22 protein-coding genes and 1 pseudogene are annotated in these 24,122 nt (G+C 72.2%); 14 read left to right on the plus strand and 9 right to left on the minus strand.

Translation table 11 applies throughout. From position 1 onward, the window contains the following. Positions 1-15: 15 nt before the first annotated feature. Genes QUE38_RS14450 through QUE38_RS14465 form a run of 4 tightly spaced genes read right to left on the minus strand, consistent with a single transcriptional unit; the run spans position 16 to position 4,293 of the window. A complete protein-coding gene (locus QUE38_RS14450; RefSeq protein ID WP_286308965.1) occupies positions 16-1,149 on the minus strand; it encodes a bifunctional 2-methylcitrate synthase/citrate synthase in 1,134 nt (377 codons plus the stop codon). Further along, entirely contained in the window at positions 1,146-2,102 is a 957-nt protein-coding gene (gene prpB, locus QUE38_RS14455) for a methylisocitrate lyase (RefSeq protein WP_286311843.1), read from the minus strand. The genes QUE38_RS14450 and prpB overlap by 4 nt, the downstream gene beginning before the upstream one ends. A 2-nt stretch (positions 2,103-2,104) precedes the next feature. After that, positions 2,105-3,601 carry an MmgE/PrpD family protein gene (locus QUE38_RS14460; protein ID WP_286308966.1) on the minus strand — a complete coding sequence of 499 codons (1,497 nt, stop codon included), beginning with the start codon at positions 3,599-3,601 and terminating at the stop codon, positions 2,105-2,107. Continuing rightward, positions 3,598-4,293: a GntR family transcriptional regulator gene (locus tag QUE38_RS14465; RefSeq protein WP_286308967.1), complete on the minus strand. Its 696-nt coding sequence runs from the start codon at positions 4,291-4,293 to the stop codon at positions 3,598-3,600. Before QUE38_RS14465 ends, QUE38_RS14460 begins: the two co-directional genes overlap by 4 nt. Positions 4,294-4,434: 141 nt before the next feature. Here QUE38_RS14465 and QUE38_RS14470 point away from each other — a divergent pair, with 141 nt between their 5' ends. Then, the gene (locus tag QUE38_RS14470) at positions 4,435-6,201 is read left to right on the plus strand and encodes a proline--tRNA ligase (RefSeq protein WP_286308968.1); all 1,767 of its coding nucleotides are present in this window, start codon (positions 4,435-4,437) and stop codon (positions 6,199-6,201) included. Between the two features lie 21 nt (positions 6,202-6,222). Here the strand turns inward: QUE38_RS14470 and QUE38_RS14475 are convergent, their stop codons facing one another. Beyond that, on the minus strand, positions 6,223-7,032 hold the full coding sequence (locus QUE38_RS14475) for a DUF1206 domain-containing protein (RefSeq protein ID WP_286308969.1): 810 nt from the start codon (positions 7,030-7,032) through the stop codon (positions 6,223-6,225). 154 nt (positions 7,033-7,186) lie between these two features. Here QUE38_RS14475 and QUE38_RS14480 point away from each other — a divergent pair, with 154 nt between their 5' ends. Further along, positions 7,187-7,726, plus strand: coding sequence for a hypothetical protein (locus QUE38_RS14480; RefSeq protein ID WP_286308970.1), 540 nt, complete (start codon positions 7,187-7,189; stop codon positions 7,724-7,726). 21 nt (positions 7,727-7,747) lie between these two features. On the opposite strand, the gene QUE38_RS14485 is transcribed toward QUE38_RS14480, so the two are convergent. Next, positions 7,748-9,256 carry an alanine/glycine:cation symporter family protein gene (locus QUE38_RS14485; RefSeq protein ID WP_286308971.1) on the minus strand — a complete coding sequence of 503 codons (1,509 nt, stop codon included), beginning with the start codon at positions 9,254-9,256 and terminating at the stop codon, positions 7,748-7,750. Positions 9,257-9,376: 120 nt separating this feature from the next. Between QUE38_RS14485 and nusA the strand changes: the two genes are divergently transcribed. From nusA to rbfA, 4 genes and pseudogenes are all read left to right on the plus strand, one after another. After that, entirely contained in the window at positions 9,377-10,378 is a 1,002-nt protein-coding gene (gene nusA, locus QUE38_RS14490) for a transcription termination factor NusA (protein WP_286308973.1), read from the plus strand. Between the two features lie 27 nt (positions 10,379-10,405). Beyond that, the gene (locus tag QUE38_RS14495; RefSeq protein WP_286308975.1) at positions 10,406-10,651 is read left to right on the plus strand and encodes a YlxR family protein; all 246 of its coding nucleotides are present in this window, start codon (positions 10,406-10,408) and stop codon (positions 10,649-10,651) included. 87 nt (positions 10,652-10,738) lie between these two features. Further along, a pseudogene (gene infB, locus QUE38_RS14500) lies at positions 10,739-13,512 on the plus strand (translation initiation factor IF-2). Between the two features lie 54 nt (positions 13,513-13,566). Next, positions 13,567-14,001 (plus strand): 30S ribosome-binding factor RbfA, encoded by a 435-nt coding sequence (rbfA, locus tag QUE38_RS14505; RefSeq protein ID WP_286308977.1) that lies wholly within the window; start codon positions 13,567-13,569, stop codon positions 13,999-14,001. A 7-nt stretch (positions 14,002-14,008) separates the two neighbouring features. On the opposite strand, the gene QUE38_RS14510 is transcribed toward rbfA, so the two are convergent. Together QUE38_RS14510 and QUE38_RS14515 are read right to left on the minus strand one after the other, a co-directional pair. Next, positions 14,009-14,887 (minus strand): HhH-GPD family protein, encoded by an 879-nt coding sequence (locus tag QUE38_RS14510; protein ID WP_286308978.1) that lies wholly within the window; start codon positions 14,885-14,887, stop codon positions 14,009-14,011. After that, positions 14,880-15,875 carry a ketopantoate reductase family protein gene (locus tag QUE38_RS14515; RefSeq protein ID WP_286308979.1) on the minus strand — a complete coding sequence of 332 codons (996 nt, stop codon included), beginning with the start codon at positions 15,873-15,875 and terminating at the stop codon, positions 14,880-14,882. The genes QUE38_RS14510 and QUE38_RS14515 overlap by 8 nt, the downstream gene beginning before the upstream one ends. Positions 15,876-15,935: 60 nt before the next feature. Here QUE38_RS14515 and truB point away from each other — a divergent pair, with 60 nt between their 5' ends. The 4 genes from truB to QUE38_RS14535 are packed head-to-tail and all read left to right on the plus strand — an operon-like array spanning position 15,936 to position 18,600. Beyond that, positions 15,936-16,838: a tRNA pseudouridine(55) synthase TruB gene (gene truB / locus QUE38_RS14520; protein WP_286308980.1), complete on the plus strand. Its 903-nt coding sequence runs from the start codon at positions 15,936-15,938 to the stop codon at positions 16,836-16,838. Then, the gene (locus QUE38_RS14525) at positions 16,835-17,203 is read left to right on the plus strand and encodes a hypothetical protein (protein WP_286308982.1); all 369 of its coding nucleotides are present in this window, start codon (positions 16,835-16,837) and stop codon (positions 17,201-17,203) included. The genes truB and QUE38_RS14525 overlap by 4 nt, the downstream gene beginning before the upstream one ends. Before the next feature lie 27 nt (positions 17,204-17,230). Then, positions 17,231-17,674 (plus strand): hypothetical protein, encoded by a 444-nt coding sequence (locus tag QUE38_RS14530; RefSeq protein ID WP_286308985.1) that lies wholly within the window; start codon positions 17,231-17,233, stop codon positions 17,672-17,674. Beyond that, positions 17,671-18,600 carry a bifunctional riboflavin kinase/FAD synthetase gene (locus QUE38_RS14535; protein ID WP_286308987.1) on the plus strand — a complete coding sequence of 310 codons (930 nt, stop codon included), beginning with the start codon at positions 17,671-17,673 and terminating at the stop codon, positions 18,598-18,600. Before QUE38_RS14530 ends, QUE38_RS14535 begins: the two co-directional genes overlap by 4 nt. Before the next feature lie 9 nt (positions 18,601-18,609). Here the strand turns inward: QUE38_RS14535 and QUE38_RS14540 are convergent, their stop codons facing one another. Next, on the minus strand, positions 18,610-19,539 hold the full coding sequence (locus QUE38_RS14540; RefSeq protein WP_286308988.1) for an ROK family protein: 930 nt from the start codon (positions 19,537-19,539) through the stop codon (positions 18,610-18,612). A 140-nt stretch (positions 19,540-19,679) separates the two neighbouring features. Between QUE38_RS14540 and QUE38_RS14545 the strand changes: the two genes are divergently transcribed. Genes QUE38_RS14545 through QUE38_RS14560 form a run of 4 tightly spaced genes read left to right on the plus strand, consistent with a single transcriptional unit; the run spans position 19,680 to position 24,071 of the window. Continuing rightward, a complete protein-coding gene (locus QUE38_RS14545; protein ID WP_286308989.1) occupies positions 19,680-20,624 on the plus strand; it encodes a sugar-binding transcriptional regulator in 945 nt (314 codons plus the stop codon). A gap of 26 nt (positions 20,625-20,650) precedes the next feature. Beyond that, positions 20,651-21,661, plus strand: coding sequence for a deoxyribose-phosphate aldolase (gene deoC, locus QUE38_RS14550; protein WP_286308990.1), 1,011 nt, complete (start codon positions 20,651-20,653; stop codon positions 21,659-21,661). An 11-nt stretch (positions 21,662-21,672) separates the two neighbouring features. Then, positions 21,673-23,214 (plus strand): aldehyde dehydrogenase family protein, encoded by a 1,542-nt coding sequence (locus tag QUE38_RS14555; protein WP_286308991.1) that lies wholly within the window; start codon positions 21,673-21,675, stop codon positions 23,212-23,214. Beyond that, on the plus strand, positions 23,211-24,071 hold the full coding sequence (locus tag QUE38_RS14560; RefSeq protein WP_286308992.1) for an aldehyde dehydrogenase family protein: 861 nt from the start codon (positions 23,211-23,213) through the stop codon (positions 24,069-24,071). The genes QUE38_RS14555 and QUE38_RS14560 overlap by 4 nt, the downstream gene beginning before the upstream one ends. Positions 24,072-24,122 lie beyond the last annotated feature (51 nt).

A 24,122-nucleotide genomic window follows, 5' to 3' on the forward strand; every position in this document is an offset into this window, starting at 1 on the left:
CTCCGGCCCGGCGCGTCAGACCGAGACCGCCTGCGGCACGTGCCGCTGCTCGGGCCCGTCGTAGGCCGAGAGCGGGCGGATGAGCGCGTTCGCCGCGGCCTGCTCCATGATGTGCGCGGTCCAGCCCATGACCCGGCTGGCGACGAACAGCGGCGTGAACGTCGGGGTGTCGAACCCGAGCAGGTGGTAGGCGGGTCCGCTCGGGTAGTCGAGGTTCGGCAGGATGCCCTTGCGTTCGGCCATCGCGTCGCCGAGCGTGTCGTAGAGCGCGAGCAGGTCGTCGCGTCCGCGCTCGGCGATGAGCCGGTAGAGCGCGGCCTTCATGGTCGGCACGCGCGAGTCGCCGTTCTTGTACACGCGGTGTCCGAAGCCCATGATCTTGCGCTTGCTCGCGAGCGCCTCGTCGAGCCAGGCCACGGCCGCCGAGGCGTCGCCGATCTCGTCGAACATGTGCATGACGGCCTCGTTGGCGCCGCCGTGCAGCGGGCCCTTGAGCGCGCCGACGGCCGCCACGACGGCCGAGTGCAGGTCGCTCATGGTCGAGGTGACCACGCGCGCGGTGAAGGTCGAGGCGTTGAACGAGTGCTCGGCGTAAAGCACCATCGACACCCGGAACACGTCGATCTCGGCCTCGGTGAGCTCGGTGCCGAAGGTCATCCAGAGCAGGTTCGCCGAGTAGTCGAGGTCCTCGCGCGGCGCGATCTCGTCGAGGCCGTGCCGACGACGCTGGTCGAGCGCGACCATGGCGGGCACCGCTGCGAACAGGCGCTTGGCCTTGCGCAGGTCGGCCTCGGGCGAGGCATCCGCCGTGTCGGGGTCGATCTCGCCGTGCACGCTGATCGCGGTGCGCACGACGTCCATCGGGTGGGCCGTCGACGGCGCCCGGGTGATCGCGTCGCGCACCTGCGGTGCGAGGGCGCGGCCGGCGCGCTCCTCGGCCTCGAACGCGGCGAGCTCGTCGGGGGTCGGCAGCTCGCCGGTCCAGAGCAGCAGCGCGACCTCCTCGACCGAGCAGTGCTCGGCGAGCTCCTGCACCGGGTAGCCCCGGTAGAGCAGCGAGTTGGTGGCGGGGTTCACCTTCGAGATGGCCGTCGTGTCGACGACGACTCCGGCGAGGCCCTTGCGGATCTCGGGGGTGGTGTCGGTCATGCGTGTTCCCTTCGTCGGGGCTCCGCGTCGTCGCGGGGCGTTCGGTCATCCGCTGCGCCCGGCACGTCGAAGGCGAAGACCTCCTCGTCGAACCGGGTGTAGTCGGCGTACTCGTTGAGTTCGTAGAGGCGTGCGCGGGTCTGCATGCGCGGCACCGCGTTCGCGAGGCTCCCCTCGGCGGCGAGCTGCCGGAGACTCCGCTCGGCCTCGCCCATCGCGAGGCGCAGCAGCGAGACGGGGTGGATCACGAGGTCGACGCCTACGGCCTCGAGCTCGGCGGCGGTGAAGAGCGGGCTCTTGCCGAACTCGGTCATGTTGGCGAGGATCGGCACGTCGACCGCGGCGCGCATGGCGGCGAACTCGTCGAGGTCGGCCATCGCCTCGGGGAAGATCGCGTCGGCGCCCGCGTCGACGAGCGCCTTGGCGCGCTCGGTCGCCGCTCGCAGGCCGGCGACGCCGCGCACGTCGGTGCGGGCCATGATCACGAAGTCGGGGTCGCGGCGGGCGTCGACGGCGGCACGGATGCGACGGAGCGCCGTCGGCTCGTCGACGACGTCCTTGCCGTCGAGGTGTCCGCACCGCTTCGGGTTGACCTGGTCCTCGACGTGCATGGCCGAGATGCCCGCATCCTCCATCACCTGCACGGTGCGGGCCACGTTCATGGGCTCGCCCCAGCCCGTGTCGGCGTCGATGAGCGTCGGCAGGTCGGTGACCCGCGCGATCTGCGCACCGCGCCCGGCGACCTCGGTCAGGGTGGTGAGCCCGATGTCGGGCAGGCCCAGGTCGGCGGAGAGCACGGCGCCCGAGATGTAGACGCCCTCGAACCCGACGTCCTCGATGAGCCGGGCGCTCAGCGGGTTGAACGCGCCGGGCATGCGCACGATCGCCGGGGCCGCGAGCGCCTCGCGGAACCGCCGCCGCTTCTCGGTCGGCGTGACCGTCGAGTGCAGCACCATCAGAAGAGCCCCTTCGGCGCCGCGGGGAGCGAGTCGGCGATGGGGTTCAGGTCGCCGAGCTCGCCCGGGGTGAGCTCCGGCAGGCGCACCGCGAGGTCGAGGAAGCGGTCGACCTCGGCGGCCGAGAGCACGCCGTCGGCGAGGGTGCGGAATTTCTGCACGTACTGCTCGCGGCCGAACGGGCGGGCGCCGAGCGGGTGCGCGTCGGCCACGGCGATCTCCTCGACGATGCGGCGGCCGTCGGCGAGGGTGATCTCCACCCGGCCGCCGAACGCCTTCTCCGAGATGTCGAGCGAGTGGTAGCGGCGGGTCCACTCCGGGTCCTCGACGGTCGTGACCTTGCGCCAGAGCTCCACGGTGTCGGGACGCTGCGCCCGCTCGGGGGCGTACGAGTCGACGTGATGCCAGGAGCCGTCCTGCAGCGCGACCGTGAAGATGTACGGGATCGAGTGGTCGAGCGTCTCGCGCGACGCCGTGGGGTCGTACTTCTGGGGGTCGTTCGCGCCCGAGCCGATCACGTAGTGCGTGTGGTGGCTGGTCGCGATGAGGATCGACTCGACCGCGGCCGGGTCGCGCAGTTCCGGATGCTCCGTGCCGATGCGCCGCCCGAGGTCGATGAGCGCCTGCGCCTGGTACTCAGCGGAGTGCTCCTTGGTGTACGAGTCGAGGATGGCCCGCTTGGACTCGCCGGGACCGGGCAGCGGCACCGTGTAGCGGCCGTCGGGTCCATCGAGCAGCCAGGCGATCACGCCGTCCTCGCCCTCCCAGATCGGGGAGGGGCTGGTCTGGCCGCGGATCGCGCGGTCGACGGCCTCGATCGCCATCTTCCCGGCGAACGCGGGGGCGGAGGCCTTCCAGGTGGAGATCTCGCCCTTGCGGGACTGGCGGGTGGCGGTGGTCGTGTGCAGCGCCTGGCCGATGGCCTGGAAGATCACGGTCGGGTCGAGGCCGAGCAGCGTGCCGATGCCGGCGGCGGCCGACGGCCCGAGGTGGGCGACGTGGTCGATCTTGTGCTGGTGCAGCGAGATCGCCTTCACCAGGTCGACCTGCACCTCGTAGCCCGTGGCGATGCCGCGCACGAGGGCCGCGCCGTCGCGCCCGGCGTGCTGGGCGACCGCGAGGATCGGCGGGATGTTGTCGCCCGGGTGCGAGTACTCGGCCGCGAGGAACGTGTCGTGGTAGTCGAGCTCGCGCACGGCGACGCCGTTCGCGTACGCCGCCCACTCGGGGCTGTAGCGACCGGCGACGCCGAACACGGTGGAGCCGGGGGAGTACGGATGCACCTGGGCCTGCCCGCGTGCCGCGACGACCGGTGCGCGGCCGAGCGAGGCGACGGCGACCGACGCGTTGTCGATCACGCGGTTGATGATCATCTCGGTGACGTCGTCGTCGACGGCCACGGGGTCTGCGGCGATCTGGGCGATGCGCCAGGCGAGCTGCTCCTCGCGCGGCAGCAGCTCGTCGCTGCGGTAGGTGCGGACCTCGAGGTCGATCATGCGATGTGCTCCGTTCGTTGCGGGTTCTCATGCGTGCCGGCGTCGCCGGCGAGGTGGTCGAGGATGCCCTGGAGGGCGTGGTGCAGGTGCAGGTGCGTCGCGTGGGCGGCGAGCTCGGGCTCGCGGTCGGCGATCGCGAGTGCGATGGCCTGGTGCTCGCGCGCGGCCTCGAGGAGGCGGGCGGCGTCGAAGCGGGCCATCCGGCGCACGCGGGCGAGGTGGGTGCGCACCGGGCGGAGCGCGGCCGCGAGGTATCCGTTGGCCATGGCCGCGTCGAGCGCCGCGTCGAACCGGCCGACGAGGTCGAAGTAGCGATGCCGCAGCGGGTCGTCGTGCTCGAGCAGGTCGCGGACCTCCGCGAACTCGGCGGCGAGCGCCCGGAACGGCTCGGGGTCGGCGCGGCGCGCGGCCAGGCGCGCGGCCTGCTCCTCGAGTGCGCGGCGCACCTCGAACAGCTCGCGCACGTCGTCGGCCGACAGGTCGGTCACGACGACGCCGCGCCCGCCGTGCGGGGCGACGAGTCCGTCGGCGGCGAGTCTCGAGAGCGCCTCGCGCAGCGGCGTGCGCGAGACGCCGAGCCTGGCGGCCTGCTCGACCTCGGCCAGCACGCTGCCGGGCGGGAGCTCCCACGCGATGATCTCGGCCCGGAGCGTCTCGTACGCCCGGTCGCTCGCGCGTCCTGTCGTGGTCATCGTGGCCTCCTGTGTATACACAAGCTAATCGATGCTCCGAGAAAGCGCCAGAGAATCGACAGATCGGACACCAAATGTATACACAACAGCAGCGATGCGGCGCCTTCAGAGGCATCCGTCGCCCGCCTCTAGACTGTTCGGGTGCCCGTACGCCTGACGAACTACTTCCTCCGCACGCTCCGCGAAGACCCCTCCGACGCCGAGGTCACGAGCCACAAGCTGCTCGTGCGCGCCGGCTACATCCGCCGCCAGGCACCGGGGGTGTTCGCGTGGCTCCCGCTGGGCCTGAAGGTCAAGGAGAAGGTCGAGCGCATCATCCGCGAGGAGATGGCCGCCGCCGGTGCGCACGAGGTGCACTTCCCGGCCCTGCTGCCGAAGGAGCCCTACGAGGCGACCGGCCGCTGGGAGGACTACGGCGACGGCATCTTCCGCCTGCAGGACCGCAAGGGCGCCGACTACCTGCTCGCGCCCACGCACGAGGAGGTCTTCACGCTCACGGTGAAGGACCTCTACTCGTCGTACAAGGACCTCCCGCTGGCGATCTACCAGATCCAGGACAAGTACCGCGACGAGGCCCGTCCGCGCGCCGGCCTCCTGCGCGGGCGCGAGTTCACCATGAAGGACGCGTACTCGTTCGACCACACCGATGCGGGACTCGACGCCAGCTACCAGGCGCAGCGCGACGCGTACGAGCGCATCTTCGCGCGCCTGGGCCTCGAGTACGTGATCGTGCAGGCGGATGCCGGTGCGATGGGTGGCTCGCGCAGCGAGGAGTTCCTGCACCCGACGCCCGTCGGCGAGGACACGTTCGTGCGCTCCGGCGCCGGGTACGCCGCCAACGTCGAGGCGTTCACCACGGTCGTGCCCGACGCGCTGCCGATCGAGGGCCTGCCCGACGCGGTCGTGCTCGACTCGCCGAACACGCCGACCATCGCGACGCTCGTCGACCTCGCGAACGCCGAGTACCCGCGGCCCGACGGCCGTGACTGGACCGCGGCGGACACGCTCAAGAACGTCGTGCTCGCGCTCGTGCACCCCGACGGCTCGCGCGAGCTCGTGATCATCGGCCTGCCCGGCGACCGCGACGTCGACGACAAGCGCGTCGAGGTGGCGTTCGCGCCGGCCGAGGTCGAGCCCGCGACCGAGGCCGACTTCGCCGCGCACCCCGGCCTGGTGAAGGGGTACATCGGCCCCTGGTCGCCCGACGGCGCCGTGCTTGGCGCGGAGTCGGCCACCGGCATCCGCTACCTGCTCGACCCCCGCGTGGTCGACGGCACCGAGTGGATCACGGGCGCGAACGTCGACGAGAAGCACGTGTTCGGCCTCGTCGCCGGTCGCGACTTCACCGCCGACGGCACCATCGAGGCCGCCTCCGTGCGCGAGGGCGACCCCGCACCCGACGGCTCCGGGCCCGTGCACCTCGCGCGCGGCATGGAGATCGGCCACGTCTTCCAGCTCGGCCGCAAGTACGCCGAGGCGCTCGGCCTCAAGGTGCTCGACGAGAACGGCAAGCTCGTGACCGTCACGATGGGCTCGTACGGCATCGGCGTGACCCGCATCCTCGCGATCATCGCCGAGGAGCACAACGACGAGAAGGGCCTCGCCTGGCCCGCGTCGATCGCGCCGTTCGACGTGCACGTCGTCGCGACCGGCAAGGACCCGGCGGTCTTCGAGGCCGCCGAGGGCGTGGTCGCAGACCTCGAGGCGAGCGGATGCGACGTGCTGTTCGACGACCGCCCGAAGCTGTCGCCCGGGGTGAAGTTCGCCGACGCCGAGCTCATCGGCGTGCCGCGGATCGTGATCGTGGGCCGCGGCGTCGCCGACGGCGAGGTCGAGGTGTGGGACCGCGCCTCGGGGGAGCGCACGACGGTGCCGCTGGCGGAGGTCGTCGCGGCCGTCCGCGCCTGACGCGGGCCGCCGCGGCCCGGCTCAGAGCCGGGCGTACTTCGCGCGCGCGACGGAGTACGCGCCGTACGCGATGATCCCGATGCCGATCGCCCACAGCAGCACGACGCCGAACGGCAGTTCCAGCAGGCTCTTCAGCGCAGCGTCGAGCCCGCCCGCCTGCTCGGGGTCGAGCGTGAACGCGGCGACCACGAACAGCACGCCGACGATCGCGACGCCGATGCCCTTGGCGACGTAGCCGGCGACGCCGAGCGCGACGAGCGCCGAACCGACGGCGCCCGAGGGGACGTTCAGGCTCTCGGTGAACGAGACTCGCACGCCCCGCCAGACGAACCCGGCGCCGATGCCGAGCACGACCAGCCCGATCAACGCGAGCACGAAGACACCGCCGGGCGCCTGGATGAGCGTCGCCGCGAGCCCCTGGCTCGACTCCGACGAGTCGCTGCTGCCGCCGAGGGCGAACACGATCGCAGTGGCGCCCACCGCGAGGTAGGTGACGGCCTTGCCGCCCTCCTTCAGGCGCTCGCCCCACTTCTCCTTCTCGTCCTTCCCCCGCGCGAGGAGGGCCTCGGCGACCGACCAGATCGCGAGCGCGAACAGGCCGATCGCGATGCCCCAGAGCAGCACGCCGCCGAACGGGGTCTTCGCGATCTGCTCGAGGGCGCCCGACTCCTCGGCCTCCCCGCCGCCGTTGCCGGTCGCCACCGAGATGGCGATCGCGCCGATGATGACGTGGATGATGCCGAGCACGACGTAGCCCGTTCGGGCGAGGATCCGGAACGTCTGCGAGCGCTCCGCGGTGCGCGCGGCGTCCTTGGGGGAATCGATGTTCATCCCGTCACAGTAGCGACGACACGTGTCGGCCACTCGGGCTTGACGCGGGCGTCCCGACGTGCCATCACCCAGGCGACCCGACGGCCCGGATACCGAGCGGATATCGGCGCGCGAGAGCCTCGAGACATCCAGATATCGAGGGTCGGAGGCACCCATGTTCATCACACGCAGGCACAACGGGTCCGCGCGACGCGCAGGTCTCGCCGGCGTCGCAGTGGTCATCGTCCTCGTCGGCGCCGGATGCACCGCCGGGGGCGCGACGGACGGCACCGCCGAGGTCGCAGACGATGCGACGGCCGAGGTCGCCGACTCCGGCACGGAGACGTCCGTCTGGGAGGAGGCCTTCATCGCCGTGTACGGTTTCGACGACGGCGAACTCGGCGAGGGCGTCGAGGAGATCGACGGCGTCGCTGCGGACTTCCCGGCCGAGTTCCCGCTCCCGGAGGGCGTGGTCGTCTCGTCGCTCGCGGGCGACGGCGTCTGGGACCTGATCATCGAGACCGACGAGCCCGAGCAGGCCGAGCAGCTCGCGGAGGCGTACGCCGAGATCGTCCCGCTCGACGAGGAGGGAACGCCCGGCGGCGGGGACGGCCACTACTGGCAGTTCCTCGACGACACGTACGCCGTGCAGCTCCAGATGCAGCCGGGCCCGCACCCGCCGCCCATGGTCGCGGTCATGGTCTACGAGCGCTGAGCCCGCGTCGCATCCGCCCGCTCAGTCCTCCTGGCGATGCAGGTGGTCGCGGTGCTTCTCGGCCTCGTGCTGCTTCGTGTCGATGTCGATCGGGCCGGTGACCGAGAGCTCGTCCTCCCAGCACTCGATGCCGTCGAGGTCGGGCACGAGTGCACGCGTGAAGACGGGGTTCCGCCCCTCGCGTCGTTGCCTCGTGTAGTCGCGGAGCAATCGGAAGGCGACGCCCGACAGCAGGCCGATCGCGATCAGGTTCACGAGCGCCATGAGGCCCATCACCGAGTCGGCCGTGTTCCAGACGACATCGCTCGAGGCGATCGAGCCGACGAAGATCGCCGCCACCACCACGATCCGGAACCCGGTCAGCACGCCCCGGTGCGTCGTGATGAAGTCGATGTTCGCCTCGCCGTAGTAGTAGTTGCCGAGGATCGAGCTGAACGCGAGCAGGAAGATCACGACGCTGAGCAGCACACCCGCCCAGGTGCCGAGGCTCCCGGTGATCGCGCCCTGGGTGAGGCCGATGCCGCGCTCGGCGTTCGCGAGGTCGGGGCTCGAGACGAGGATGATGAACGCGGTGATCGAGCAGATGAGGAACGTGTCGAAGTAGACGCCGAGCGTCTGCACGAGTCCCTGCTTCACCGGGTGCGTGACCGCGGCGCTCGCGCCCGCGTTCGGCGCGGAGCCGAGGCCCGCCTCGTTGGAGAACATGCCGCGCCGCACGCCGGTCAGGATGATCATGCCGAGCGTCGCGCCGACCACCTCGTTGAACCCGAACGCCTCGGTGAAGATCGACGCGAAGACGGCCGGCAGCTCACCGATGTTCAGCGCGACGACGACGAGGCCGACCAGCAGGTAGACGAGCGCCATGAGCGGCACGACCGCCTGGGTGACGCTGGCGATGCGACGGATGCCCCCGAAGACGACGAGTGCCGTCAGCAGGGCGACGATCCCGCCGACGATCCATGCGATCCACCACGGCGCCTCCTCGCCGGCGACCGTGGTCGCCACGGTGGCGCTGATGGTGTTCGCCTGGAGTGCGGAGAACACGAACGGGAAGCAGATGATGAGCGTGATGGCGAAGATGATGCCCATCCACCGCGCCTTCAGCCCCTTCTCCATGTAGTACGCGGGGCCGCCGCGGAACCCGTCGGCGTCGCGCACCTTGTAGAGCTGGCCGAGGGTCGACTCGACGAACGCGCTCGCGCCGCCGACGAACGCCATGAGCCACATCCAGAACACCGCGCCCGGTCCGCCGATCGCGATCGCGGTGCCGACGCCCGCGATGTTGCCCACTCCCACGCGCGAGGCGGCCGACACGGTGAACGCCTGGAAGGCCGACACGGACTGCGGTTCGCCGTTCGCGTCGCGCGGCGTCTTGTCGGTGAGCGTGCGGAACATCTCCGGGATGAGCCGGAACTGCACCACCCCGCTGCGCACCGTGAAGTAGAGGCCGAGCAGCACCACCAGCGGCAGCACGAGCCAGGTCCAGAGCAGATCCCCCGAGAAGAGGACGAATTCGTTGATCGCGTCCATCGCCACAGTATGGCGGTGCATGCGCCGCGGCCACCAGACCCCGTGGCATCCGGTACCGTAGTCTTCTGGCCCGTCGAGCGGTGGGGCGACGGCGTGAGAGTTGAATAGAGGAGGCCGGCTGTGGACATCGACCTCAGCGTCCTGAGAATGATGGAGCGCGAGAAGGAGATCCCCTTCGACGAGCTCGTCCGGATCATCGAGCAGGCCATCCTCATGGCGTACCTCAAGCACACCAATCCCGGCCAGCACGGGCACGCCAACCCGACGGGTGCCCGCGTCGAGCTCGACCGGAAGACCGGACACGTGACCGTCTACGTGCCCGAGCACGACGAGGACGGCAACGTCATCGGCGAGGTCGTCGACAGCCCGAGCGACTTCGGCCGCATCGCCGCGTTCGCCGCGAAGCAGACCATCAACCAGCGCCTGCGCGACATCGCCGACGACGCGGTGCTCGGCGAGTTCCGCGGCCGGGAGGGCGACATCGTCGCCGGCATCATCCAGCAGGGTCCGAACCCGCGCATGATCCACATCGACCTCGGCACGGTCGAGGCGATCCTGCCGCCCGAGGAGCAGGTGCCGGGCGAGGAGTACCGGCACGGCTCGCGCATCCGCGTCTACGTCACGAGCGTGACGAAGGGCCTCAAGGGGCCGTCGATCACCGTGTCGCGCACGCACCCGGCCCTCGTGCGCAAGCTGTTCGCGCTCGAGGTGCCCGAGATCGCGTCGGGCGTGGTCGAGATCGTCTCGCTCGCGCGGGAGGCCGGCCACCGCACCAAGATCGCGGTGCGCGCGACGCAGCCGGGCGTGAACGCGAAGGGCGCGTGCATCGGCGAGCTCGGCCAGCGGGTGCGCTCGGTGACCGCAGAGCTCAACAACGAGAAGATCGACATCGTCGACTACTCCGACGACCTCGCGTCGTTCGTCGCGAGCGCGCTGTCGCCGGCGAAGGTGTCGAAGACGGTCGTGATCGACCCCGAGCTCCGCGCCGTGCGCGCGCTGGTGCCCGACTACCAGCTCTCGCTCGCCATCGGCAAGGAGGGGCAGAACGCCCGCCTGGCCGCGAAGCTCACCGGCGCGAAGATCGACATCCAGCCGGACTCGCAGGCCGGAGCCGGGGCGTGAGTCGGAGCCCGCTCGCCGAGGTGTAGGATGGATCCGGTCAGAACGTGCATCGGATGCCGTTCGCGCGCCGGACGTTCCTCGCTTCTGAGGGTCGTCGTCCGAGAATCCCAGGTCGTGGTGGATACCGCTGCGAGCCTGCCCGGGCGTGGTGCGTGGCTGCATCCGGACCGTGAGTGCCTCCGGCTCGCACTGCGCCGCCGTGCCTTCGGGCGGGCGTTGCGCGTGACCGGCGAACTGGACACGAACGACTTAGAGAACAGGCTGAACGGCTGATGGACAACCGATGAACGGCTCGAAATGAGACCCGTCCGCTAGGTATGGTCTGCCCCTGTCCGGGCGCAGACCCGGAACAGGAGAAATGTGGCTGCCAAGCCCCGTGTACACGAGATCGCGAGCGAGCTCGGCGTCGACAGCAAGGTCGCGCTCGAGAAGCTCAAGGAGATGGGCGAGTACGTCAAGGGACCCTCGTCCAGCGTCGAGCCCCCGTCGCGCGTCGCCTGAAGGCTGCGCTGGCGGATGCCGCGTCGTCGGCCGGCTCCGCAGGAAACGGCGCCGCGGCGTCGAAGACGGCACCCAAGCCCGGTGCCGCGAAGCCCGGTGCCGCCAAGCCCGGCCCGAAGCCCGCCCCCAAGGCCGAGCCGAAGGCGGAGCCCACGGCCGACGCGCCCGCGCCCGCCGACCAGCCGATGTCGGTCGCCGAGCGCCAGGCCCGCGCCGAGGCCGCCGCGAAGCCCGCGGCTGACGAGGCCGCCGCGAAGCCGCCAGCGGATGCCGCCAAGCCCGGCGGCGCCCCGAAGCCCGGCGGCGCCCCCAAGCCCGGTGCGCCCAAGCCCGGCGGCTCCGCGGCGCGTCCGGGCGGCACCCCTCGCCCCGGCAACAACCCGTTCGCCTCGTCGCAGGGCATGGGCAAGCGCCCGGCCCAGCCGCGCCCCGGCAACAACCCCTACTCGAGCTCGCAGGGCATGGGCCAGCGCCCGACCCCGGGCAACATCCCGCGGCCCTCGATCCCGCGCCCCGGCGCGCCCCGTCCGGCGGGCCAGCGTCCCGGCGGCGGCGGTCGTCCCGGTGGCGCCGGCGGTCGTCAGGGCGGTCCCGGCGGCGGTCAGCGTCCCGGCGGCTTCACCGGCGCGCCCGGGCGTCCCGGTGGGTTCGGCCCGCGTCCCGGCGGAGGCGGCGGCCGTGGTCGCGGCCCCGGCGGCGGCACGGCGGGTGCGTTCGGTCGCGGCGGCGGCAAGAGCCGTTCGCGCAAGTCGAAGCGGACGAAGCGGCAGGAATTCGAGATGCGGGAGGCGCCGTCGATCGGCGGCGTGCAGGTCCCGCGCGGCGACGGCAACACCGTCATCCGGCTGCGCCGCGGCGCATCCATCTCCGACTTCGCGGACAAGATCGACGCGAGCCCCGGCAACCTGGTGACCGTGCTCTTCCACCTCGGCGAGATGGCGACGGCGACCGAGTCGCTCGACGAGGCCACCTTCGAGGTGCTCGGCGAGGAGCTCGGCTACAAGATCCAGATCGTCTCGCCCGAGGACGAGGACAAGGAGCTCCTCGAGGGCTTCGACATCGACCTCGAGCAGGAGCTCGAGGACGAGTCCGACGAGGACCTCGAGTGGCGTCCGCCGGTCGTGACCGTCATGGGTCACGTCGACCACGGTAAGACGCGACTGCTCGACGCGATCCGAAACGCCAACGTGGTGGCGGGCGAGGCCGGCGGCATCACCCAGCACATCGGTGCGTACCAGGTGCACACCGAGCACGAGGGCAAGGACCGAGCGATCACCTTCATCGACACCCCGGGTCACGAGGCGTTCACCGCCATGCGTGCCCGTGGTGCGCAGGTGACCGACATCGCGATCCTCGTGGTCGCCGCCGACGACGGCATCATGCCGCAGACGGTGGAGGCGCTGAACCACGCCCAGGCGGCCGACGTGCCGATCGTGGTCGCGGTGAACAAGATCGACAAGCCCGACGCGAACCCGCAGAAGGTGCGCCAGCAGCTGACCGAGTTCGGCCTCGTGGCCGAGGAGTACGGCGGCGACGTCATGTTCGTCGACGTGTCGGCCCGCGAGGACATCGGCATCAACGACCTGCTCGACGCGGTGCTGCTCACCGCCGACGCGGGGCTCGACCTGCGCGCGAACCCCGACAAGGACGCGCGCGGTGTCGCGATCGAGGCCAAGCTCGACAAGGGCCGCGGTGCGGTCGCGACCGTGCTCATCCAGTCGGGCACCCTGCACGTCGGTGACGCGATCGTCGCCGGCACGGCCTATGGCCGTGTGCGTGCGATGGTCGACGAGAACGGCGACGCCGTCGCCGAGGCCACGCCGTCGCGCCCCGTGCAGGTGCAGGGCCTGTCGACCGTGCCGCGCGCGGGCGACACCTTCCTCGTGACCGGCGACGACCGCACCGCGCGTCAGATCGCCGAGAAGCGCGAGGCCGCCGAGCGCAACGCGCAGCTGGCGAAGGCCCGCAAGCGCATCTCGCTCGAGGACTTCACGCGTGCGCTCGAGGAGGGCAAGGTCGAGGCGCTCAACCTCATCATCAAGGGCGACGTGTCGGGTGCCGTCGAGGCGCTCGAGGAGTCCCTCATGAAGATCGAGGTCGACGACTCGGTGCAGCTGCGCATCCTCCACCGCGGTGTGGGTGCCGTCACCGAGTCGGACATCGACCTGGCCACGATCGACAACGCGATCGTGATCGGGTTCAACGTCCGGCCCGACGTGAAGGCGCGCGAGCGCGCCGCCCGCGAGGGCGTCGACGTGCGCTTCTACAACGTCATCTACAACGCGATCGACGACATCGAGAACTCGCTCAAGGGCATGCTCAAGCCCGAGTTCGAGGAGGTCCAGTCGGGTGTCGCCGAGATCCGCGAGGTGTTCCGCTCCTCGAAGTTCGGCAACATCGCCGGTTCGATCGTGCGCTCGGGCACCATCACGCGCAACGCCAAGGCGCGGGTCATCCGCGACGGCGTGGTCATCGCCGACGGCCTCGCGATCGAGTCGCTGCGCCGGTTCAAGGACGACGTCACCGAGGTCCGCACGGACTTCGAGTGCGGTATCGGCCTCGGCAAGTTCAACGACATCCAGGTCGGCGACGAGATCGAGACGACCGAGCTTCGCGAGAAGCCGCGGGTCTAGGTATCCCGTCCGGGGCGGCGCTCGCCGCCCCGGACGTTCTCGGAAGGGGACAGCATGGCTGATCCGGCACGGGCCAGGAAGATGGCCGACCGCATCAAGGAGATCGTCGCGCGACGGCTCGACAAGGGCATCCGCGACCCCCGCCTCGGGTTCGTCACGATCACCGACGTCAAGGTGACGGGCGACCTGCAGCACGCGAGCGTGTTCTACACGGTGTACGGCACCGACGAGGAGCGCGCGGACTCGGCGGCGGCCCTGAAGGCGGCGACCGGGATGCTCCGCACCGAGGTCGGACGCAACATCACGGCGCGGCTCACGCCGAGCCTCGAGTTCATCCTCGACGCGATCCCCGAGAACGCCCAGCACATCGAGGAGCTGCTCCGCGAGGCGCGCGAGCGCGACGCGGAGACCTCGAAGACCGCGAGCACCGCGCAGTACGCCGGCGAGTCCGACCCGTACGTGAAGCCGCGCGAGGCCGACGAGGAGTAGTCGCGGCTCACTCCGGGAGCGAGAGCCCCTCGGGGCCCTCTCCGGCGAGCCCGTCGGCGACGAGCGAGTCGATTGCGCGGGCGAGCTGCGCGGCATCCGTCCATGACGGCGCGAGCTCGTCGCGCGTCACCGGGCGGTGCGCCGCGCGCAGCTCGCGCATGACGATGCCGCGCACCTGCCGGTCGGAACCCTCGAACCGCGCCTGCGTGCGCCGGCGCGGCCCGTCGTACGCGGGGGAGCCGGCGGCGCGCCACGCGCAGCGCGCCGCGATCGGGCAGTCGTCGCAGGCGGGCGCCCGCGCGGTGCATACGACCGCGCCGAGCTCCATCATCCCGGCGTTGAACGACCGGGCATCGGATGCCTCGTGCGGGAGCAGTTCCGCCATGGCCGCCAGGTCCGCTCGGGCGTCGGGCGGGCCCGCCTCGCCATTGCCGCGCACCGCCCGCGCGATCACGCGCCGCGTGTTCGTGTCGACCACGGGCTCGCGCAGCCCGAACGCGAACGCCGCGACGGCTCGCGCGGTGTACGGCCCGATTCCCTGCAGCGCGAGCAGTGCGTCGACGTCTGCGGGCACGTCGCCGTCGTGGCGCTCGACGATCTCGACGGCGGCGCGGTGCAGCCACATCGCGCGCCGCGGGTAGCCCAGCCCGCCCCAGGCGCGCACCGCTTCCGACGCGGGCTCCGCGGCGAGGGCCGCGGGCGTCGGCCAGCGCCGCATCCACGCCTCGAACGCGGGCACGACGCGCGAGACCTGCGTCTGCTGCAGCATGAACTCGCTCACGAGCACGCCCCAGGGCGTGCAGTCGGGCCGTCGCCACGGCAGGTCGCGCGCGTTCCGCGCGAACCAGGCCACGACGGCGGGCGCCAGCGCGACCGCCTCAGGCATCGAACGCCTCGAGCACCTCGTCGACCGGCACGTGCGCGCCCGTCTCCTCGACGCGGTGCACCAGCGCGGTGAGCGTGCGGTTCACGGGCGCGGGCACCCCAGCGGCATCCGCTCGCCGCACCACCGTGCCGTTCAGGTAGTCGACCTCGGTGCGCTGCCCGCGACGGATGCTCTGCAGCGTCGAACCGAGGTTCGGCACCGGCCCCATGCGCGCGCCCATGCCCCGCGGGAGCACCTGCCCGAGCGCGAGCGGCAGGCGTGCGAAGAGGCGCAGCCGCCGGTCGCCGAGCCCCTGGAGCGCGCCGAACCGCACGCCGTTCGCGATGCCGACGCGCACGGTCTCGCGCATCGACGCGGTGAGCACCCGTCGCAGCCGGCGGTCGGCGATGACCTCCTGCACGCTGAGCCCGGTGATCGCGGGCAGCGCGTTCAGCATGTTGACCACGAGCTTGGTCCACTGGGCGCCCTCGAAGCCGTCGATCGCGACGACGGGCGCCGCGTCCGAGAGCAGCGCGGCGACGCGACGCGAGTCGTCGTCGGCGGGCCCGGAACCGCGGCCGAGGTAGCTCGCCGCGGTGGTGGTGATGCGCACGTGCCCGGGTTCGGTGTAGTTCGCGGCGATGATCGAGAGCATGCCGTGGCAGTCGGCCGCGGGCAGCAGCTCGCGCGCGGTCGCGACGCCCTCGAGCCCGTTCTGCACGATCACGACGACCGTGCCGTCGAGCGCGTCGCGGTTGTCGGCGATCGCCTGCCGGGCATCCTGCGCCTTGGTGCAGACGAGCGCGAGGTCGGGTCGCTGCGAGAGGCGGTCGGATGCCGCGACGCGCACGTGCGCCTCGCCGTAGCCGCCGCTCAGCCGGATGCCGTCGCGTGCGATCGCCTCGAGCCCCGCGCCCCGCGCCGTCACCTCGACGTCGTGGCCCGCACGGGCGAGCAGCGCCGCGAACGCGCCGCCGAGCGCGCCCGCCCCGACGATCCCGATCCTCACCCGCGACAGCCTACGTGCCGTGCGACCCGGCGCGGCCCGCGGCTCCGACCGCTGGTAGCCTTGACCCCCGTGACCAGCGGCATCCTCCTCGTCGACAAGCCGCAGCAGATCACCAGCCACGGGGTGGTCGGGCGGGTGCGGCGCCTCGCCGGCACCCGGAAGGTCGGCCACGCCGGCACCCTCGACCCGATGGCCACCGGCCTGCTCGTGATCGGCATCGGCGCGTCCACGCGCCTGCTGCACCACATGGTCGGCCTCGACAAGCGCTACGAGGCGACGATCCGGCTCGGCGCCACGACCGTGACCGACGACGCCGAGGGCGAGGTCGTCGAGGTCGCGGACGCCGCAGCGGTGGACGCGGTCACCCGGGACGCGGTCGACGCCGGTATCCGCGCCCTCACCGGCGCCATCGAGCAGGTGCCGAGCGCCGTCAGCGCCATCAAGGTCGACGGCCGCCGCGCCTACGACCGGGTGCGTGCGGGGGAGGACGTGGAGCTCGCCGCGCGTGCCGTCACCGTGCACGGCTTCGCGGTCGACGCCGAGCGGCGCGGCGACCGCTGGATCGACCTCGACGTGACGGTCGACTGCTCGTCGGGCACGTACATTCGTGCCCTCGCGCGCGACCTCGGGGCGGCGCTGGGGGTCGGCGGTCACCTCACGATGCTCCGCCGCACGCGCGTCGGCCCGTTCGACGTGGTCGACGCGGTCGAGCTCGCCGACGACACCGACGTGGCATCCGCCCTGCTGGCGCCCGCCGAGGCGGCGTCGCGCGTGCTGCCCCGCGTCGACGTCGACGCAGGCCAGGCGACCGACCTCGGTCACGGCAAGCGCGTCGCGCTGGACCCCGGCTCCCGCGGCCCGTTCGCGGCCGTCGACCCCGACGGGCGCCTCGTCGCGATCGTCGACCGCCGCGGCGACACCCTCGCCGTGGTCACCGGATTCCCCGCCGAGGAGGCATCGTGATCGACTGGTTCGCGTACGTGCAGGTCGGCGTCGCCACCGTCGCGGGGCTCCTCTGCGTGGTGCTGGGCCTCGTCGGCCGCCGGCCGAGCGACCTCACCATGGGCGCGCTCGCCCTGGTCGAGGTGCTGCTCGTGGCCCAAGTGGTGGTCGCGATCGCCGCACCCGCGTTCGGCAACGCGCCGACCGGCGACCCGCTGGAGTTCTGGACCTACCTCGTCTCGGCGGTGCTGCTGCCGGTCGGGGCGGGGTTCTGGGCACTGCTCGAGCGCAGCCGGTGGAGCACCGTGGTGCTCGGGGTCGCCGCGCTCGCGGTGGCCGTGATGGTGTACCGGATGCTCCAGATCTGGACCGTGCAGCAGGCCTGAGCGCCCGCCAGCGATAATCGAGGAACGATGACCGAAGTCGACCCCACCGTGGATGCCCCCGCGACCCGACCGCGCATGAGCGGCATCGGGCGCGTGCTCGTCGCCGTGTACGCCGTGCTCGCCCTCGCGGCCACCGGCCGCTCCTTCGTGCAGATCGCCACGAAGTTCGACGAGGCGCCGCTCGCGTACCTGCTCTCGGCGCTCGCCGCCGTCGTCTACGTGCTCGCCAGCGTCGCGCTCATCGCGCGCGGCCGGACCTGGTACGTGGTCGCCTGGGCGACGATCGTCTTCGAGTTCACGGGCGTGCTCGTCGTCGGCACGCTCTCGCTGGTCGACCCCGCGCTGTTCCCGCACGACACGGTGTGGTCGGCGTTCGGCCGCGGCTACCTGTTCATCCCGCTCGTGCTGCCGCTGCTCGGCATGTGGTGGCTCGCCCGGCATCCGGTACGTCGCGGGGAGGCGACCGCGTGAGGGTGTTCGACGGTCTGGCCGACGTACCGGCCGACGCCGGGCCCTCGGTCGTCACGATCGGCAAGTTCGACGGCGTCCACACGGGCCATCGCGCGGTCATCGCCGAGCTGCGGGCGCGCGCGGAGGCCCTCGGCGTCGCGTCGGCCGTGGTCACCTTCGACCGGCATCCGCTCGCCCACCTCGCGCCCGAGAAGTGCCCGGAGCCGCTCGTGAGCGTGCGCCAGAAGCTCGACCTGCTCGCCGGCACGGGCGTCGACGAGACCCTCCTGCTGCACTTCGATGCGCGGCTCGCATCGCTCGAGCCCGACGAGTTCGTGCGCCGGGTGCTGGTCGACGCGCTCGGCGCCCGCGAGGTGCTCGTCGGCGGAGACTTCCGCTACGGGCACCGCGGCGCGGGCGACGTCGCGAGCCTCGCCGCGGCCGGCGAGCGGTACGGGTTCGCCGTGCGCGTCGTCGGCGACGTCGTGCCCGAGGCGGATCGCCGGGTCTCGTCGACCTGGATCCGCGAACTGCTCGACGCGGGCGACGTGGCCGCGGCCGGCCGCCTGCTGGGTCACGAGCCGAGCGTGCGCGGCATCGTCGTGCACGGTGCGGCGCGCGGGCGGGAGCTCGGCTTCCCGACCGCGAACCTCGCCGCGGAGTCGGAGGGCCTCATCCCGGCCGACGGCGTCTACGCCGGCTGGCTGGTCGACGGCGGCGAGCGGCTGCCCGCCGCGATCTCGGTCGGGAACAACCCGACGTTCGAGGGCGTGCCGCAGCGCCAGGTCGAGGCGTACGTGCTCGATCGGGAGCTCGACCTCTACGATCACGTGGTCGACATCGCGTTCGCCGAGCGCCTGCGCGGCATGGTCGCCTTCGACGGGCTGGAGCCGCTCATGGCGCAGATGCGCCAGGACGTCGAGGACGTCCGGTCGGCACTGGGCTGACGCGGGCCGTCAGGCGAGATCGCCCGGGCGGTGCACGAGCGACGCGGCCCCGATGAGCGGGCCGTCCCCCGAGAGCGCCGACGGCACGATCTGCAGGCGCGTCACGAACCCGAAGCCGGTGCGCTCGGCCAGTGCGGCGCGTGCGTGGTCGAAGAACGCCGGGGCGACGTGCGAGAAGCCGCCGCCGATCGCGACGAGGTCGAGGTCGAGCAGGTTGGTGGCGGATGCCGCGGCGCGACCGACCGCGGTGCCGGCGCGACGCACGGCGGCGATGGCGACCTCGTCGCCCGCGGCGTGCGCGGCCGCCAGGTCTTCGCCCGTGCTGCCGGTGAACCCCTGCGACCTGGCCCAGGCGACGGTGCGGGGGCCGGATGCCACGGCCTCGACGCAGCCCGTGCCGCCGCACGGGCACGGGTCGTCGAAGCCGCCGACCTCGATGTGGCCGATGTGTCCGCCGTTGCCGGTGGGACTCGCGACCGCGCGTCCGTCGAGGATGAACCCGCCGCCGACGCCGGTCGAGACGACCATGCCCATCATCGCCCCGACGCCGCGGCCGGCGCCCACCCAGTGCTCGGCGAGCGTGATGCAGAGCCCGTCGATGCGGAGGGTGACCGGCATGCCGGGGAGCGTCCGCTCGACGAGGTCCACGAGCGGGAACCCGCGCCAGACGGGCAGGTTCAGGGGTGAGACGAGCCCGTCGACCAGGTCGACCGGGCCGGCCGAGCCGATGCCGACGCCGATGAGGTCGGCGTCGTCGGGCAGCGCCCCGGCGGTCGCGGTGACGACCGCCGCCACGTTCGCGGCGAGTTCGTCGGAGGTGGCGGCGGGGCCGGTCGGGCGCCGGTGCCGAGTGCCCGGCACGACCGTGCCGGCGTCGTCGACGAGGGCGCCCTCGACCTTGGTGCCGCCGATGTCGAGGGCGAGTGCGAGGGGGCGCATGCGGCAAGCCTACTGAGCCGGGGGCGGGGTGCGTCCGCGCTCGCGGAGGCATCCGATCTGCTCATCTGAGCAGGAGTGCCAACAGGTGTTGCTGGCGGCTCCGGGCAGGCGTACCGTGGAACGCGTCGGAAGGGAGCGTGATGGTCGAGACCGACGAACTCCTCTCGATCCGGGCTGCGGAGCTCTACTACGAGGAGAACAAGACCCAGGACGAGATCGGCCAGGCGCTGCACCTGACCCGCTGGAAGGTCGGCCGGCTGCTCTCCCAGGCGAAGGCCAAGGGGTACATCCGCATCGAGATCGTGCACCCGCGTGCTCGCCGGCTGCCGATCGAGCGCCGCCTGCGCGAGGAGCGCGGGCTCGACGACGCCATCGTCGTCTCGTCGGCCGGCGTCGACTCGGCCGACGAGGTGCAGGTGCGCACCGCGCAGGCCGCGGCCGACTACCTCACCGCGCTCCGGCCCGTGCCGCGCACCCTCGGCGTCAGCTGGGGTCGCACGCTGCACCTGGTCGCGGGGCACCTCCGCCAGGGCTGGGCCTCGGGCGTGGGCGTCGTGCAGATCAACGGCGGCGTGAGCCTCAACCGACGCGCGGGCACCGCCGCGGCGACCGCGGTCGCCATCGCGCAGAAGGGCGCCGGCCACGCCACGCTCCTGCCGAGTCCCGCCATCCTCGAGCGCATCGAGACCAAGCGCGCCATCGAGTCCGACCGCGTCGTCGCCGGCGTGATCGAGCAGGCCCGCTCGGCGAGCGCGTACCTGTTCAGCGCGGGGGCCGCCGACCACGGGTCGGTGCACGTCGAGAGCGGGTACCTCGCGGCATCCGACGTCGACGAGCTCGTGCGCAAGGGTGCCGTCGGCGATGTCGTCGGCCGCTACATCGACCCCGACGGCAACATCGTCGACCCGGCCCTCGACGCGCGCACCGTCGGCCTCACGCTCGACGAGCTGCGCGCCGCCGACCACGCCATCGCGGTCATCGCCGGCCGCAGCAAGCACGCGGTCGCCGACGCGGTCGTGCGCAGCGGCCTCTGCACCGTCCTCGTCACCGACGAGGAGACGGCACTCCACATCCTCGACGGCTGAGCCGTCCCCACGAAGGAAGCAACGCAATGTCCGGTTCCCAGCTCGTGCACCCCGCACGTGAGCGCGCGGTCGCCATCCTCGGCGGCGACCCCGACGACGCCACGCTCCGCAGGTACCTCCACGGCATCCCCGGGGTCGACGCGGTCGGCCTCGAGCAGCGCGCCGCGGGCCTCGGCACGCGGTCGATCAAGACCTCGTCGAAGCAGTGGGCGCTCGACAAGATCATCGAGCTCATCGACCTCACCACGCTCGAGGGCGCCGACACGCCCGGCAAGGTGCGCTCGCTCGTCGCCAAGGCGCTCCGCCCCGACCCGGCCGACGCCACGACCCCGCGGGTCGCCGCCGTCTGCGTCTACGGCGACATGGTGCCGCACGCCGTCGAGGCGCTCGGCGCCGCGCACGGCGACCCCGACGAGGGCCTCGTCTCCGTCGCGGCCGTCGCCACCGCGTTCCCGAGCGGCCGGTCGTCGCTCGCGATCAAGCTGCAGGACACGGCCGACGCCGTCGCGGCCGGCGCCGACGAGATCGACATGGTGATCGACCGCGGGGCGTTCCTCGCCGGCCGGTACGGCCAGGTGTTCGACGAGATCGCGCAGGTCAAGGAGGCGTGCGCCAGGCCCGACGGCACCTCCGCGTCGCTCAAGGTGATCCTCGAGACCGGCGAGCTCAACACCTACGACAACGTGCGCCGCGCCTCGTGGCTCGCGATCCTCGCGGGCGGCGACTTCATCAAGACGTCCACCGGCAAGGTGCAGCCGGCCGCGACCCTGCCTGTGACGCTGCTCATGCTCGAGGTCGTGCGCGACTGGCACCGCCTCACCGGCCAGCGCATCGGCGTGAAGCCCGCCGGCGGCATCCGCTCGTCGAAGGACGCGATCAAGTACCTCGTGACGGTCGCCGAGACCGTGGGGGAGGAGTGGCTGCAGCCGCACCTGTTCCGCTACGGCGCCTCCAGCCTGCTGAACGACGTGCTCATGCAGCGACGCAAGATGACCAGCGGGCACTACTCCGGACCCGACTACCTGACGATCGACTGAGGACACCGAACATGAGCTTCCTCGAGTACGCGCCGGCCCCCGAGTCGCGCGCCATCCTCAACCTCCGCGACGAGTACGGCCTGTTCATCGACGGCGAGTTCGTCGAGGGGCACGGCACCCCCTTCCAGACCATCTCGCCGGCGTCCGAGCAGCGCATCGCGATGATCTCGAGCGCCGACGCGACCGACGTCGACGCGGCCGTCGCGGCCGCCCGGCGCGCCTACCAGCGCACCTGGTCGCGCATGTCGGGCCGCGACCGGGGCAAGTACCTGTTCCGCATCGCGCGGCTGCTGCAGGAGCGGGCCCGCGAGCTCGCCGTCGCCGAGAGCCTCGACAACGGCAAGCCGATCAAGGAGAGCCGCGACGTCGACGTGCCGCTCGTCGCCGCGTGGTTCTTCTACTACGCCGGCTGGGCCGACAAGCTCGACCACGCCGGCCTCGGCGCCGACCCCCGCTCGCTCGGGGTCGCCGCGCAGGTGATCCCGTGGAACTTCCCGCTGCTCATGCTCGCGTGGAAGATCGCGCCGGCGCTCGCCGCGGGCAACACGGTCGTGCTGAAGCCCGCCGAGACGACGCCGCTCACCGCGCTGCTGTTCGCCGAGATCGTGCAGCAGGCCGACCTTCCGCCGGGCGTCGTGAACATCATCACGGGCGCGGGCGACACCGGCGCGGCCCTCGTCGGGCACGGCGACGTCGACAAGGTCGCGTTCACCGGCTCGACCGCCGTGGGCCGCGCGATCGCGAAGACCGTGGCGGGCACCGACACGAAGCTCACGCTCGAGCTCGGCGGCAAGGCCGCGAACATCGTCTTCGACGACGCGCCCATCGACCAGGCGATCGAGGGCATCGTCAACGGCATCTTCTTCAACCAGGGCCACGTGTGCTGCGCGGGCAGCCGGCTGCTCGTGCAGGAGAACGTGCACGACGAGGTCGTCGACCGCCTCAAGGCGCGGCTGTCGACGCTGCGCCTCGGCGACCCGCTCGACAAGAACACCGACATCGGCGCGATCAACTCGCGCGAGCAGCTCGAGCGCATCCGCGAGCTGAGCGACGCGGGCGTCGACGAGGGCGCCGAGCGCTGGACGGCCGAGTGCGAGATCCCCGACGACGGGTTCTGGTACGCGCCGACCATCTTCACGAACGTGTCGACGAGCCACCGCATCGCGCGCGAGGAGATCTTCGGGCCGGTGCTGTCGGTGCTCTCGTTCCGCACCCCGGCCGAGGCCGTCGCGAAGGCGAACAACACGCCGTACGGGCTCTCCGCGGGCATCTGGACCGACAAGGGCAGCCGCATCCTCGCGGTCGCCGACCGGCTGCGCGCCGGCGTGATCTGGGCGAACACGTTCAACCGGTTCGACCCGTCGAGCCCGTTCGGCGGCTACAAGGAGTCGGGCTACGGTCGCGAGGGCGGCCGGCACGGCCTGGCCGCGTACCTCGCACCCGCCACCGCCGCCGCACGGAAGCAGGTCGCCGCCTCCGAGACCGCCGCCGTCGAGGCGCCGAAGAAGTCCGCGCGAACGCCCAAGCGCCAGGCGAAGGGAACGAAGCGATGAGCCGGCTGGCCGTGCCGAAGACGTACAAGCTCGCGATCGGCGGCAAGTTCCCGCGCAGCGAGTCGGGGCGCACCTACGAGGTGCGCACCGCCGACGGGTCGTTCCTCGCCAACGCCGCGAAGGCCTCGCGCAAGGACGCCCGCGACGCCGTCGTCGCCGCGCGCGCCGCGGTGAAGGACTGGTCGGGCGCCACCGCGTACAACCGCGGCCAGGTGCTCTACCGCATCGCCGAGCTGCTCGAGGGACGCCGCGCGCAGTTCGCCGACGAGATCGTCGCGCTCGAGGGCGTCACGCGCGCCGCGGCGACCGCGCAGGTCGACGAGGCCATCGACCGCTGGGTCTGGTACGCCGGCTGGGCCGACAAGTTCGCCCAGGTCGCCGGCAACGCGAACCCGGTCGCGGGCCCGTTCTTCAACATCTCGGTGCCCGAGCCCACGGGCGTCGTGGCGATCATCGCCCCGCAGGACTCGTCGCTCGTCGGCCTCGTCTCGTCGGTCGCGCCCGCGCTGGTCGCGGGCAACGCGGTCGTCGTGGTCGCGAGCGAGCGGTACCCGCTGCCGGCGATCAGCCTCGCCGAGGTGCTCGCCACGAGCGACGTGCCGGGCGGCGTGGTGAACACGCTCACGGGGTCGCCCGCCGAGATCGCCCCGTGGCTCGCGAGCCACGAGGACGTCAACGCGCTCGACCTCGTCGGTGCGGGTGCGCTCGACTGGGTCGACCTCGAGATCGCGGCGGCCGACACGCTGAAGCGCGTGCTGCGTCCCGAGCAGGGGGCGGATGCCGCGGCGCCGTCGCTCGATCGCATCACGGCGTTCACCGAGACGAAGACGGTCTGGCACACCAAGAGCATGATCTGAGTTCGCCGAGGATCCGACCCGATCGCCCGGGGCTCCCGTAGCGTGGCACGC

The sequence above is a fragment of the Agromyces mangrovi genome (assembly GCF_030296695.1).
In the GTDB taxonomy this organism is placed as follows: Bacteria; Actinomycetota; Actinomycetes; order Actinomycetales; family Microbacteriaceae; genus Agromyces; species Agromyces mangrovi.

Excerpts from the sequence above, each read along its gene's own strand:
- QUE38_RS14495 (WP_286308975.1), top strand. The coding sequence starts at position 10,406 with ATGGATCCGGTCAGAACGTGCATCGGATGCCGTTCGCGCGCCGGACGT.
- QUE38_RS14510 (WP_286308978.1), bottom strand. The coding sequence starts at position 14,887 with ATGCCTGAGGCGGTCGCGCTGGCGCCCGCCGTCGTGGCCTGGTTCGCG.
- QUE38_RS14560 (WP_286308992.1), top strand. The coding sequence starts at position 23,211 with ATGAGCCGGCTGGCCGTGCCGAAGACGTACAAGCTCGCGATCGGCGGC.
- QUE38_RS14460 (WP_286308966.1), bottom strand. The coding sequence starts at position 3,601 with ATGATCGACCTCGAGGTCCGCACCTACCGCAGCGACGAGCTGCTGCCG.
- QUE38_RS14465 (WP_286308967.1), bottom strand. The coding sequence starts at position 4,293 with ATGACCACGACAGGACGCGCGAGCGACCGGGCGTACGAGACGCTCCGG.
- QUE38_RS14475 (WP_286308969.1), bottom strand. The coding sequence starts at position 7,032 with ATGAACATCGATTCCCCCAAGGACGCCGCGCGCACCGCGGAGCGCTCG.
- rbfA (WP_286308977.1), top strand. The coding sequence starts at position 13,567 with ATGGCTGATCCGGCACGGGCCAGGAAGATGGCCGACCGCATCAAGGAG.
- QUE38_RS14485 (WP_286308971.1), bottom strand. The coding sequence starts at position 9,256 with ATGGACGCGATCAACGAATTCGTCCTCTTCTCGGGGGATCTGCTCTGG.
- QUE38_RS14450 (WP_286308965.1), bottom strand. The coding sequence starts at position 1,149 with ATGACCGACACCACCCCCGAGATCCGCAAGGGCCTCGCCGGAGTCGTC.
- QUE38_RS14530 (WP_286308985.1), top strand. The coding sequence starts at position 17,231 with ATGACCGAAGTCGACCCCACCGTGGATGCCCCCGCGACCCGACCGCGC.
- QUE38_RS14540 (WP_286308988.1), bottom strand. The coding sequence starts at position 19,539 with ATGCGCCCCCTCGCACTCGCCCTCGACATCGGCGGCACCAAGGTCGAG.
- QUE38_RS14480 (WP_286308970.1), top strand. The coding sequence starts at position 7,187 with ATGTTCATCACACGCAGGCACAACGGGTCCGCGCGACGCGCAGGTCTC.
- QUE38_RS14545 (WP_286308989.1), top strand. The coding sequence starts at position 19,680 with ATGGTCGAGACCGACGAACTCCTCTCGATCCGGGCTGCGGAGCTCTAC.
- deoC (WP_286308990.1), top strand. The coding sequence starts at position 20,651 with ATGTCCGGTTCCCAGCTCGTGCACCCCGCACGTGAGCGCGCGGTCGCC.
- QUE38_RS14555 (WP_286308991.1), top strand. The coding sequence starts at position 21,673 with ATGAGCTTCCTCGAGTACGCGCCGGCCCCCGAGTCGCGCGCCATCCTC.